This window comes from Halobellus clavatus (genome assembly GCF_900107195.1).
Classification (GTDB): domain Archaea; phylum Halobacteriota; class Halobacteria; order Halobacteriales; family Haloferacaceae; genus Haloquadratum; species Haloquadratum clavatum.
The window spans coordinates 88,677-101,150 of the sequence record NZ_FNPB01000002.1 but is presented as its reverse complement, the minus strand read 5'-3'; the positions used below and the strand labels follow the sequence as shown (position 1 = coordinate 101,150).

At 65.3% G+C, this 12,474-nt stretch carries 12 protein-coding genes; 5 read left to right on the top strand and 7 right to left on the bottom strand.

All coding sequences use genetic code 11. The features are described 5' to 3' along the window. Positions 1-104 precede the first annotated feature (104 nt). Genes BLU74_RS03940 through BLU74_RS03930 form a run of 3 tightly spaced genes read left to right on the top strand, consistent with a single transcriptional unit; the run spans position 105 to position 2,830 of the window. On the top strand, positions 105-1,325 hold the full coding sequence (locus BLU74_RS03940; RefSeq protein WP_089765476.1) for a CaiB/BaiF CoA transferase family protein: 1,221 nt from the start codon (positions 105-107) through the stop codon (positions 1,323-1,325). A gap of 36 nt (positions 1,326-1,361) precedes the next feature. Next, positions 1,362-2,465 carry a thiolase family protein gene (locus tag BLU74_RS03935; protein WP_089766047.1) on the top strand — a complete coding sequence of 368 codons (1,104 nt, stop codon included), beginning with the start codon at positions 1,362-1,364 and terminating at the stop codon, positions 2,463-2,465. After that, positions 2,462-2,830, top strand: coding sequence for a Zn-ribbon domain-containing OB-fold protein (locus BLU74_RS03930; RefSeq protein ID WP_089765474.1), 369 nt, complete (start codon positions 2,462-2,464; stop codon positions 2,828-2,830). The genes BLU74_RS03935 and BLU74_RS03930 overlap by 4 nt, the downstream gene beginning before the upstream one ends. Before the next feature lie 45 nt (positions 2,831-2,875). Here the strand turns inward: BLU74_RS03930 and BLU74_RS03925 are convergent, their stop codons facing one another. Beyond that, positions 2,876-3,496 (bottom strand): TetR/AcrR family transcriptional regulator, encoded by a 621-nt coding sequence (locus BLU74_RS03925; protein ID WP_089765472.1) that lies wholly within the window; start codon positions 3,494-3,496, stop codon positions 2,876-2,878. A 108-nt stretch (positions 3,497-3,604) separates the two neighbouring features. Here BLU74_RS03925 and BLU74_RS03920 point away from each other — a divergent pair, with 108 nt between their 5' ends. Then, positions 3,605-4,960, top strand: a complete 1,356-nt coding sequence (locus BLU74_RS03920; protein ID WP_089765471.1) for an amidohydrolase family protein — start codon at positions 3,605-3,607, stop codon at positions 4,958-4,960. 54 nt (positions 4,961-5,014) lie between these two features. Then, positions 5,015-5,899, top strand: coding sequence for a fumarylacetoacetate hydrolase family protein (locus BLU74_RS03915; protein WP_089765469.1), 885 nt, complete (start codon positions 5,015-5,017; stop codon positions 5,897-5,899). A 214-nt stretch (positions 5,900-6,113) separates the two neighbouring features. On the opposite strand, the gene hemL is transcribed toward BLU74_RS03915, so the two are convergent. From hemL to BLU74_RS03885, 6 genes are all read right to left on the bottom strand, one after another. After that, positions 6,114-7,454: a glutamate-1-semialdehyde 2,1-aminomutase gene (hemL, locus tag BLU74_RS03910; RefSeq protein WP_089765467.1), complete on the bottom strand. Its 1,341-nt coding sequence runs from the start codon at positions 7,452-7,454 to the stop codon at positions 6,114-6,116. 66 nt (positions 7,455-7,520) lie between these two features. Continuing rightward, positions 7,521-8,321, bottom strand: a complete 801-nt coding sequence (locus BLU74_RS03905) for a CPBP family glutamic-type intramembrane protease (protein WP_089765465.1) — start codon at positions 8,319-8,321, stop codon at positions 7,521-7,523. Positions 8,322-8,410: 89 nt separating this feature from the next. Beyond that, a complete protein-coding gene (locus tag BLU74_RS03900; RefSeq protein ID WP_089765463.1) occupies positions 8,411-8,773 on the bottom strand; it encodes a nitrogen regulatory protein GlnK1 in 363 nt (120 codons plus the stop codon). Continuing rightward, complete coding sequence (locus BLU74_RS03895) at positions 8,770-10,188, bottom strand: ammonium transporter (protein WP_394327859.1); 1,419 nt, start codon at positions 10,186-10,188, stop codon at positions 8,770-8,772. Before BLU74_RS03895 ends, BLU74_RS03900 begins: the two co-directional genes overlap by 4 nt. Positions 10,189-10,744: 556 nt before the next feature. Further along, positions 10,745-11,095 carry a nitrogen regulatory protein GlnK1 gene (locus BLU74_RS03890; RefSeq protein ID WP_089765461.1) on the bottom strand — a complete coding sequence of 117 codons (351 nt, stop codon included), beginning with the start codon at positions 11,093-11,095 and terminating at the stop codon, positions 10,745-10,747. Next, positions 11,088-12,464, bottom strand: a complete 1,377-nt coding sequence (locus tag BLU74_RS03885; protein ID WP_089765459.1) for an ammonium transporter — start codon at positions 12,462-12,464, stop codon at positions 11,088-11,090. The genes BLU74_RS03890 and BLU74_RS03885 overlap by 8 nt, the downstream gene beginning before the upstream one ends. Positions 12,465-12,474 lie beyond the last annotated feature (10 nt).

The window sequence follows — 12,474 nt, the reverse complement described above, 5'->3', positions numbered from 1 at the left end:
GGTCCGGCACCCACCCGGACGATCGCAGTGACAACCGCAGTTGGCCCGCGGGAATCGACTCGTCCGAGCGGCCGAGACGACAGCGACACCGACGACAAGAGAATATGACTGACGAAACCAAAATACTCGACGGCATCACGGTGGTAGACCTCTCCACGTTCGTCACCGGAGGGTTCTGCTCCGCGATGCTCGCGAACCAGGGCGCAGAGGTAATCAAGATCGAACAGCCCGACTACGGCGACGCGATCCGTCACTCGGGACCGCCGTTCATCGAGGGCGAGTCGCCGTACTACTGGACGGTGAACTACGGGAAGCGGAGCGTCGAACTCGATCTGAAGAACCCCGAAGCCACGGCGGCGCTCTACGACCTCGTCGAGGAGGCGGACGTCTTCATCCAGAACTTCCGCCCGGGTGTCGCCGAGCGCCTCGACGTGGACTACGAATCGATCAAGGCGGAGAACGACGATATCATCTATCTCGCCGTGTCCGCCTTCGGACAGACGGGACCCTGGCGCGAACGGACCGGATACGACCTCCTCATCCAGGGACTGAGCGGGATTATGAGCGTCACGGGCGAGGAGGGTCGACAGCCGGTGAAGGTCGGGCTCCCGATGACGGACCTCATCACGGCGATGTGGGCCGCCTTCGGCGTGTCGACGGCGCTGTACAGGCGGGCGCTGACCGGCGAGGGAGAGTACATCGATCTGGGGATGCTCGAATCGACGTTACCGTGGCTGACAAAGCAGGCCGGCCAAGTCTTCGCGGACGAGGAACCAGAACGGATGGGGACGAAAGACCCGGTCCTCGCGCCGTATCAGACCTTCGAGACGAAAGACAGCTACATCAACATCTGCATCCTCAACGAGAAGCTGTGGGGTGAACTGTGCGAGGCGCTCGATCGGCCCGAACTCGTCGACGACGACCGGTTCGCGACGAACGCCGACCGGGTCGAGAACGTCGACGCGCTGGAACGCGAGATCGAGGAGACGCTCGCGGAGCGGACGACCGACGAGTGGGTCGAGACCATCGCCGAGGAAGGCGGCGTGCCCGCGGGTCCCGTCTACGACGTCGAACAGGCGTTGAACAACCCGCAGATCGACGCCCGTGGGACGATTTCGGAGATCGACCACCCGGAATTAGGAGAGATTCCCGTGATCGAACACCCCCTGAAGTTCGAGGGATCCGAGAGCGGATTCGAGTTGCCGCCGCCGCTGCTCGGCGAGCACAACCGATCGGTGTTCGCGGAGTTGGGCTACTCCGAGGCCGAACTTGACGAGATGGAAGCGGCCGGCGTCTTCGGCGAATCGGACGACTGGGCGGAGTGATTCGCCGTGAGAGACGTCGAGATCTCGGGGGTCGGAATGACCGCGTTCGAGAGCGAGGCCGATCGATCGATCCTGGAACTGGGCCGTCTCGCGGCCGAGCGAGCGCTCTCCGATGCGGCCTGTGAACCGTCGGACGTCGCGTCGCTCCATGTCGGGAACGCGCTCGCCGGCGAGTTGAACGCCCAGGCCGGGATCGCGAACGCGCTGGTCTCGCGCCTCGGGGTCGAAGGGGCCCGCGCCGACCGGGTCGAGAACACGAGCGCCAGCGGCGCGAGCGCAATCCATCGCGGCGTGGAGGCCATCGCCGGCGGCGCGGACGTGGCGCTCGTCGTCGGCGTCGAGAAGATGTCCGGCGGCGAGACGGCCGCCGTGACCGAGTCGATCAGCCGGCTCGTTCACGAGCGGGAGTACGCGCAGGGGTTGACGCTACCCTCGTTCGCGGGCATCGCGGCCGACGCGTATCTCGATCGATACGACGTACCGCGAGAGGCGCTCGCGACCGTCGCGGTGAAGAATCACGAGAACGCAGTGCACAATCAGTTCGCGCAGTTCCGGACGTCGGTGACCGCCGAGGAGGCGCTTGAGTCGCCGGTGATCGCCGCGCCGCTGCGGCTGTTCGACTGCTGTTCGATGACGGACGGAGCCGCTGCTGTGGTGCTCTCGCGCGAGGGCGACGTCAGCGTGGAGGGCGTCGCCGGTGCGACCGGGACGCACGCCGTCGCGGCGCGGCCGGACCCGCTGAAGATTACGAGCGTGCGGACGGCGGGCGAGCGCGCGTTCGCGCGGACAGCGTGTGACCGCGACGACGTCGACGTCGCGTGCATCCACGACGCGTTCACGATTCTGGAACTGCTCGAACTCGAAGAACTCGGGTTCTACGACGCCGGTACGGCCTGGCGGGCGACGCAGGCCGGTGAGACGGCGCTCGACGGGCAACTGGCGGTGAATCCCGGCGGGGGACTCAAGGCCAGGGGCCACCCGCTCGGCGCGACCGGCGTCTCGCAGATCGTCGAACTGGTCTGGCAGTTTCGCGGGGACGCACCGACGGCGCGGCAGGTCCCGGGTGAACCGGAGACGGGCCTGGCGATCAACGTTGCCGGGTTCGGAAACAACAGCGTGTGTACGGTGCTCAGCGGATGACGACGGATGGAGCCAACGCGGACGACCGAATGCGGACCGACCTGGCGTTCCGCTGTGAACAGTGCGGTCACCGCTGGTACTACACCCGGGGACGCTGTCCGGACTGCGGCGAGGAGGAGGTCACGACCGACGAACTCGGCGTCGGCGAACTGCTCGCGTCGACGCGGGTCGACGTGACGCCCGAAGACGTCCGCAGCCCGAACCGTCTCGGGTTGGTCGCCTTCGACGACGTGCAGGTGATCGCGCAACTCGACGGCGAGGGGGTAAGCGTCGGGGACCGAGTGACGTTTTCGGGGGAGCACACCCTGCGCGAGGGGGACGAGCAGACCCATCCGCGGTTGACCCCGGTGGCCACAGCGGAGTGACCCGCGGGATGGAGTCCGAGAGGCGGATCCGAACGGGAGGACGGCCTACGACTCCTCGTCGATGCAGAGCCGCTCCACGACGAAATCGTCGATCGACGCCCGCATCTCTTCGGGGGCGTCCTCGTGACCCAGAGCGAGTCGGCGCTCGCGGGCGACGTGGATCATATCCGTGATGAGCTGTCCGACCCGAACGGGGTCGACGTCGCGGAACACGCCCTGTTCGATGCCGGCTTCGATCACCTCGACGATACTCCCGCGGATCCGGTCGTAGTGTTCGGTGAACGTCTCGCGGTGCTCCTCGTCATTCCGGGCGTGCGCGAACAGTTCGTGATAGACCTTCATCCGGTCCCAGTGAGAGAACTCCTCGAAGTCGGGGCCGAACAGGCACTGATCGATACGGGCGTCGAGTTCGGTTCGCGGATCCGCGTCGGATCCCACGTCGACGCTGCCCTCGTACTGATCGATGATGTGCTCCAGAAACGACGACATCAGATCCCGCTTGCCGTCGAAGTGGTAGTGGATTACCTGTCGGGTCATCGACATTTCTTCGCCGATGTCCCGTAACCGCAGATCCGAGTACCCGCGTCGCTTCAGCGCTCGGAACGTCGCCTCCATAATCGCTTCGCGGGTGTCCGTCGCAGCGATCTCGTCGTCGGGTGTGGCCATAGTGCTATTTCGACACTCAGGGTCATAAGACGACTGGCGGTGGCGGGAAGTGTCGGGTCTTTACTGGGCAGTAAACTTTTACGCTCTTGGTCAAACAGCACACGTAGGATGGCACGAAAAATCATCCAGAATGGGACGGTTGTATCTCTCGATCCAGAAATCGGGGAGCAAGAGGATGCGGACATCCTGATCGAGGACGGCGAAATCGTCGAGATCGGTCGGGGGCTGTCGGCCTCGAACGCGGAGATCATCGACGCGTCGGATCACATCGTCGTACCGGGGTTCGTCGATTCACACATCCACCTCGCACAGACGCAGGTCAGAGGCATCGCCGGCGACTGGTCGCTCATGGGCGAGTACTTCGATCACATGCTCGGGAACATCACCGGGCTCTATCAGCCCGAGGATATGTACCTCGGTGGCCTCTTCGGCGGGCTGGAGAAACTCTATACGGGGACGACCACGGCCCTTGACTGGTCGTATCCCAACTCGCTCGAACACGGAGAGCGGGCCATCGACGCGCTGAAAGACGCCGGGTTGCGCGCGGTGTACACCTACGGCCCACCGGGTGACGACGCGGCGAAGTGGTGGTTCGAGAGCGACGTCGGTCTGCCCGAACAGAACATCCGTACGCTCCACGAGGAGAAGATCCGCGACGACGACCTGCTCAGTCTGGGAATCGGACTCCGGGGGCCGGACTTCTGTGTCGACGAGACCGCCCGCGGCGACCTGGAGTTGGCGCGAGAGATGGACGCCCTCGCGACAGTCCATATGGGTGCCGCGCTCTGGGGCTCCTCGGTCTACGGCGAGGAGTACAACGGGTTCGGCGCCATCGAAGACATGCTCGGCCCCGACGTGAACGTCGCGCACGCGAATCACTTCGCGCAGGAGGACATCGACTACGCGGTCGAGCAGGGCGTCTCCTTCTCGGCGACGCCGGAGGTCGAGATGCAGATGGGCCACGGCATCCCCGTGACCGACAAGGTGCTCGAGGCCGGCGGCCGACCGACGTGGGGCGTCGACGTCTGTTCGAGCATCAGCGGCGATATGGGCACCCAGATGCGGGTCGGGATGCAACTCCAGCGGATGTTCGACAATCAAAAAGTCCTCGAAGGCGACGAGGAGGTCTCGGAGGTCAGTATGAACTGCCGGGAGACGCTCGAGATGGCGACGATCGAAGGCGCGAGGGCGCTCGGGTTGGAGGACGAGATCGGGACGCTCACGCCGGGCAAGCGCGCCGACATCGTGCTGATCGACGAGACCGACTTTATGACCGCACCCGCGCACTCGCCGATCCAGACGGTCGTCTTCCAGTCGGATCCCTCGCACATCGACACGGTCCTCGTCGACGGCGAAGTCAAAAAGCGCGGGGGACAACTGGAGAACCCCCGCCTCGAGGAAGAGTTCGATCGGTTCATCGAATCCGGACACCGACTCCTCGACGAGGCCGGCATTGAGATCTGACCCGCTCCGACGTTCCGAAGCACAAAAGATGCGCGTCCGCGAAGGCCACACCGTATGAGAATCGGACAATACAGTGTCGACGACGAACAGCCGTGGTGCGGCGTGAAAACCGACGACGAGACAGTCGTCAGCCTCCCGGAAGCCGGCGCGGCCGCGGGGCTCGATCTCCCGCGAGCGACCGGTCAACTCCTCGCCGAGTGGCAGTGGCAGGCGAAGGCCGAACTGGCCGTTGAGTACGCCACAGAGACGGGCGTCGGCGTCTACGACGTCGCCGACGTCGCAGCGAGCGCGCCGGTGAGCGATCCGTCGAAAGTCGTCTGTGTCGGTCTCAATTACGTGGATCACGCCGAGGAGGGCGACAATCCCATCCCCGACGAACCGGTCCTGTTCTCGAAGTTTCCGACCTCGGTGAACGGTCCCGGCGGAACGATCGAGTGGGACCCAGACCTCACCCAGAAGGTCGACTACGAGGCGGAACTGGTCGTCGTCATCGGTGAGGAGGCGCGGCACGTCGACGAGGAAGCGGCGCTCGATCACGTGGCAGGCTACCTCGTTGGCAACGACGTCTCCGCGCGGGACCTCCAGCACGGCGACGGGCAGTGGGTCCGCGGCAAGAGCCTCGATACCTTCGCCCCCATCGGGCCGGAACTCGTCACCACCGACGAGGTCGAGGATCCCGAAGCCCTCGACATCTGGACCGAAGTGAACGGCGAGCGCCTGCAAGAATCGACGACGTCGAATCTGATCTTCGGCATCGACGAACTGGTGTCGTTCTGCAGTCAGGCCTTCACGCTCGAACCGGGCGACCTGCTCTTCACTGGGACCCCGCCAGGCGTCGGCGTCTACCGTGAACCGCCCGTGCTCCTCGAAGATGGCGACGAGGTCACTGTCAGCGTCGAAAGTATCGGAACGCTTGAAAATACGTGTTCATATCTCTAATCTGGGAAGACAATATACACGTAAATTAGATTTCTGTCGGCTTCTGAGCCTTCTTCTTTCGCATCTCATTTGTATAGTATACAATCATAGATACTAACTTAGATTGTTAGTTTCCGAACCGAATCGTTCGCGGGAGTCCGGTCTGAGAGCAGAAAATGGGTCGCCGAATCGGTTCCCGGACCGGCCAGCAGTCCGGACCAGGAGCGAGGCTTCCCTAAAGTGCTTCCTTGTACGCTTCGAGCGTCTCCTCGACGTCCTCGTCGGTGTGGGCGTAGGAGACGAACTGGGACTCGAACTGGTTGGCAGTGAGGAAGATCGCGCGCGCTTTCATCTCCTGCCAGAAGAGCCGCTCCCAACGCTCGGTTTCGGCGTCTGAGACGTCTGCGCCCGTCTTCGGACAGTGATCGAAGCGCGCGCAGGACTCGCGCTGGCGACAGCCGGCGTCACAGACGTCCTCGGAGCCGTCGCCCGGCCCCTCGCGCGTGAAGACCGTCTTGAACATCGAATCGGTCCCGACGACCGTGTAGGCCGGCGCCTGGTCGGCCGCAATCTCGGAGATACCCCGTCGGAGGCGCTCTCCGAGGCGGTTGACGTGCTCGTAGACGTCGTTCTCGGCGGCGTATTTCAGGTACTCATAGCCCGCGGCCATCGTGACGGGATGCCCGGAGAACGTGCCGGACTGGAAGACCTCACCCGCGGGCGTGAACTGCTCGATGATGTCCGAGCGCCCGCCGATTGCGCCGACCGGGAAGCCGCCGCCGACGATCTTGCCGAACGTCGTCACGTCGGGCGTGACGCCAAACTTCCCCTGGGCGCACTGGAGTCCGCCGACGCGGAAGCCCGTGATGACCTCGTCGAAAATCAAGAGCGAGTTATGCGCCTCAGTCAGTTCGCGGAGTCGTTCCAAGTAGCCGTCGACCGGGAGGACGATCCCCGTGTTGCCGAGGATCGGTTCGGTCAGGATCGCTGCGATGTCCTCGCCGTGCTCCTCGAAGACCGCCTCGATTGCGTCGGTGTCGTTGAACGGGACCGGGATCGTGTGTTCGGCGAACGACGAAGGGATGCCCGGACTGCTGGGTTCGGCACCGTCGGGGCTCCCCTCCACGAGCGTCGACTCCTGCGCGCCGTGGTAGCCGCCCTGCATCACGACGATCTTGTCGCGACCGGTGTAGCCGCGGGCCAAGCGGACCGCCGAGACCGTCGCCTCCGTCCCGGAGTTGACGAAGCGGACCATCTCGACGCTCGGGACGTGTCTGGCGACGAACTCCGCGAGATCGACCTCGACCTCGGTGGGCGCGCCGTACATCGGGCCGTCCGCGGCGTGAGACTGGACCGCCGCCTGGACCGCGTCGGGCGGGTCGTGGCCGTACAGGAGCGGCCCGTACCCCATCACGTAGTCGACGTAGCGGTTCCCGTCGGCGTCGACGACGTGCGCGCCGTCACCGTGCTCGACGAAGAACGGGTACGGGCGGGTCGCCCGAACGGAGGAGTTGACGCCGCCAGGCAGCACCGACAGGGCGCGGTCGTACAGCGCCCGCGACTCGTCGTGGTTCATACGTGCCGGTTCGAGAGGAGCGGCAAAAATCCTTCCCGGTTTCGTCGGCGGGCGGGACGCGACGGCTCACTCTCCCCGGAGCCAGCCGACGGCCGTCGAATCGTCGGGGTCGTCGGCGTCGGTGTCCGCATCGGCACCAGTGCCCGCACCGCTTTCGCCGGCACCGTCGTCGGGCGTGTACAGTTCGGCGAGCAGGAGGCCGACGGCGTCGTTCAGCGCGTGGATGGCGATCAGCGCGGGGAGCGATCGGAACCAGAGGTACAGGAGCGTCGTCACCAGCGCCGGTTGGGCGATGCGGAGGACCGCTTCGCGATCCCACGTGTCACCGGCGTGACCGGCAGTGAACGCGAGGAACGAGATCCCGGCGGCGACCGGCGGACTGCCCGTGAGCGCGAGGAGTCGCTCCAGGGCGTACCCGTGGAACGCGGTCTCTTCTGTCGCCCCCGCGGTGAATGCGACGAACAACCGTTCGGGAATCGACAGCGCGGCGAACGAGCCAAGCCCGGACGCCAGGCTCTCGCCGCCGTCACCGACTCTGGCCCACAGCGGTGCAGTGAACATATTCAGGCCGAGCATCGCGGCGAGGCCGACGCCGATCTGCCAGACGAGGCGCTCGATGGACTCGATCCGCCAGCCGACCGACGCGAGCGAGTTGCCTTCGAGGGCGACGACGAGAAGTAACACCGCGGGCACGGCCCACTTCCAGACGTGCTCGCGGAGTTCCGTCGCCCGGGTGGGCGCAGGCGGTGTGTCCCCGGTGCTCGCGGGTGATGTCCGATCGGCGGCCGCGCGGCGCAGCCGGTCGAGCAACTCGAAGCCGACGAGGGCGACGAGGAGACCGACGGCGGTGATCGGAGTCGGGTCCACATGCGAAGGGAGCGTGGCTCCGTCTTTGCTCTTTCTCTCCGGAGTCACACCGCCGAGTCACGCCGTGGAAAAACGAGCGTCGGCGGTCGCTACACCGCGTCGGGCCCGGTCTTGCCCGTCCGGATCTGGTAGGCCGATTCGACCGGGAGGACGAACACCTTGCCGTCGCCCTTCTCGCCGGTGTGGGCCGCGTCGGCGATGGCCTCGACGACGTCGTCAGCAGGGATGTCGGCGACGATACACTCGACCTTCACCTTCTGATGGAGATCGACGGTGTACTCCTCGCCGCGCCACTGCCCCTTCTTCGCGGGTTGCGACCCGCGTCCGGAGACGTCGGTGACCGTCAGCGAGGGGGCCCCCACTTCCGCGAGCGCCTGTTTGACGTCGCTGAGTTTGTCTGGTCGGACGAACCCCATCACGAGTTTGATCTCGCCGTCTGTTGCATCACTCATAGTTCATCCTCCGTGCGAGCCTCGGAATCAGTTTCGCTGGTCGAGGCCGGCTCGAACGTGTTCGAGGCGACGCCGCCGTCGGAGCGGATCGTACCGCCGTCGACGCGCGCACTCGACTCGTCCGGACCGCCGAACTCGGGGTAGGTATCGACGCCGTGTTCGGAGGTGTCGAGCCCTTCGACCTCGTGCTGGCGCGAGACCCGCGCCTGGCCGATCGCCCGCAGCGCGCCGAAGACGAGCGCGGTGGCGGCGAACGTCCACACAGCGATGACCGCGACGCCGACGACCTGCGGAACGAGCAGGCCGACGAACGAGGCGCTTCCGCTCCAGAAGCTCGTCGCCACGAACGGGTACGCGAGCGCGCCGAGGATCCCGGCGGAGCCGTGGACCGGGAAGACCGCACAGACGTCGTCGATGTGCAGGCGCTTCTCGACGAACTCGAAGACGACCGGGAGCTGTGCGCCCGCCAGGATGCCGACGGCGATGGCGCCCGGCCAGACGATGGCGTCGGCGATCGAGGTGATGCCGACCAGACCGGCGAGGAGGCCGTTAGCGACGTAGAGCGTGTCGACCTTGCCCGTTTTGTAGATCGCGACGCCGGCGGCCCCGATTGCGCCCGCAGCCATCCCGAGCGTCGTCACGAGCGCGACGCGGCCGACCGTCGCGAACGAACCCAGGACGACGGCACTCCCGTCGAGCGCGAGCGGCGAGGCCGAGGTACCGACGTTGAAGCCGTACCAGCCGAACGCCAGGATGAGGGTTCCCAGAACGGCGAACGTCAGCGAGTGACCGGGGATCACGTTCGCGGTGCCGTCGTCGTTGAAGCGGTTCATCCGCGGACCGATGATCCACGCTGCCGTGAGACCGGCGATACCGCCCATCGCGTGGACGATCACGCCGCCGGCGAAGTCTTTGAATCCGAGCGACGAGAGGAAGCCGCCGCCCCAGGTGAAGCCGACGATGACTGGGTAGATGACGGCTGCCAGCAGGATGGTGTAGCTGACGTACGCGCGGAGTTTCGCGCGGCCGGCGACGGCTCCGGAAACGATCGTCGCCGCCGTCATCGCGAACACGGCCCCGAACAGCCAGTTCACCCAGGCGGCCGCCGCGCCCGCCTCGGGCATATAGATGGCAGCGAACGCGTCGACGACGGCGTAGGAACCCCCGCCGGTCAGGCCGCCGGTGATCGTCGAGATGGCCGCACCGACCAGGAAGTAGATCACGACGCCGACGCTCCACGTCAGGAGATTCTTCGTCAGCTGGTTCGCGACGTTCTTCGAGCGGACCTGGCCCGCTTCGAGCATCGCGAACCCGGCGTGCATGAAGAAGATCAGGAACGTCACCGTGAGGACCCAGATCATATTCACGCCCTGAACCAGGGCGGAGAGATCTGATTGCAGTGCAGTGTTCAGCATACGATACCACCGACGCGTGGTGCTCTGTTGTGGCTTGGACGATCGTACATCTGTGATCTCGATTCGCGTTGGTTCGTTCGCGAATCTCGATAGTTTCTACCAACCCAAGAGGATATAATAATTTTCGTTTGGTTTTTCAAATAATTCGCTTGTCTCAGAACGTTCGTACAATACACTATGAGATACAAAGAATATAAGGACGTACTTGGGAGGAAAAGGACACAAGTGTTGCCTAACTTTCCAACAGTCGTGTGACCGGTCGGGCACCGCGAGTGAGTCTCGCGTCGGGAGACGTGCGGGTCGCCGCGCGCTCGGTGCGCCCGAGCGCCGGGTCATCGAGCGGTCACAAACGGGCAAAACAACGGGGATCAAGAAGTCGCGGACGAGCAGCACAGCTCGAGGAGTCGCGGATGAGCAGCACAGAATAGCACAGAATAGAATTGAATAGAACAGCACAGCTCAAGCAGTCACAGCAACGCAAACGGCATCGAGACGAGAACAGAAAAACAGCACCGGATGGAGGCACTCGAGACCGGCAGCGCCGGTGAGCGGCCCCCTACACCGCGTCGGGCCCCGTTTTGCCCGTCCGGATCTGGTAGGCCGATTCGACCGGCAGGATGAACACCTTGCCGTCGCCCTTCTCGTCGGTGTTGGCGGCGTCGACGATCGCATCGGCGACGTCGTCAGCAGGGATGTCGGCGACGACACACTCGACTTTCACCTTCTGGTGGAGGTCGACAGTGTACTCTTCGCCGCGCCACTGCCCCTTCTTCGCGGGCTGGGATCCCCGTCCGGAGACGTTCGTCACCGTCAGGGAGGGGGCGCCGACTTCCGCGAGCGCCTGTTTGACGTCGCTGAGCTTGTCCGGCCGGATGAACGCCATTACGAGTTTGATCTCGTCACTCATCGTCGGTCACCTCCGTCTCTGCGACCGAGACGCCGCCGTCAGTGCGGACGTCCCCACCGTCGGTGGCGACCGTCCCCTCGCGGGTCTCGTTGGGGACGAACTCGGGGTAGACGGCGACGCCGTGTTCGCCCTCGTCGAGTCCTTCGTTCTCTTCTTCCTCGCTGACGCGCAGGCCGACGATCGAGTCGAGCGCGACGAGCACGACAGCCGAGGCGACGATCGTCCACAGCGCGATGACCAGGACGCCGACGATCTGGAGCGCGAACTGGTTAACTGCGAAGCCGCCGACCGCGAAGACCGGGATCAGCGCCGTCCCGACCGCGCCCGCGACGCCGTGGACCGCGAAGACGCCGCAGACGTCGTCCACTTTCAGCGTGTCGACCGTGAAGCGGAACGCCGGCAGGACCAGGAAGCCGCCCAGACCGCCGAGCAGCGCGCCGCCCCACCACGTGACGTGCGGAACCGCACCGGTCACGGCGACCAGCCCGGCGAGCAGCCCGTTGGCCGTCCAGAGCGGATCGGGCTTGCCCTGGTAGTACGAGGACGTGACCATCGCCATCGCGCCGCCAGCCCCCATTCCCAGGGTCGTCACGAGCGCGACACGGCCCAGCGCGGCGCCCATGAACGTGAGGCTGCCGTCGTCGGCGACCGCGAGGATCGTCGCCTGCGTGCCGACGTTGAAGCCGTACCAGCCGAACGCCAGGATGAACGTGCCGAGAACCGCCAGCAGCATCGAGTGGCCCGGGATCGCCTGACTGTTGCCGTTCTCGTCGTAGCGACCCTTGCGGGCGCCGACCAGTTTCGCTGCGACCAGGCCGGCAATGCCACCGCACATATGGACCACGGTCGCACCGGCGAAGTCGAGGTACCCCGCACCGAGCGCGGCGCCGATGAAGCCGCTACTCGACAGGAGGCCGCCGCCCCAGGTGAAGCCGACGACGACGGGGTAGATGAACGCCGTCATCAGGATCGTGAAGATCACGTACGCCTTGAAGTTCATCCGTTCGGCGACCGCGCCGGAGACGATCGTCGCCGCCGTCATCGCGAACACCGCGCCGAACAGCCAGCCGATCCAGGCGGTCGGATCGCTGATGTACGCGAACGCACCGGCGACGCTCCCACCCGAGGTGAGCGCTCCGATGACGCTGACGACGCCCGAACCGACGACGAAGTAGATCAGGACGCCGAGGAACCAGTCACTCATATTCTTCATCAGCACGTTTCCGACGTTCTTCGCGCGGACCTGCCCGGACTCCAGCAGGGCGAAGCCCGGCTGCATGAAGAAGATCAGGAACGAGACGACGAGGACCCAGACGTTGTTGATTCCCGATGCAACCGCCGATGGATCGACCTGCAACAGCGTTACCATACAGCCACCT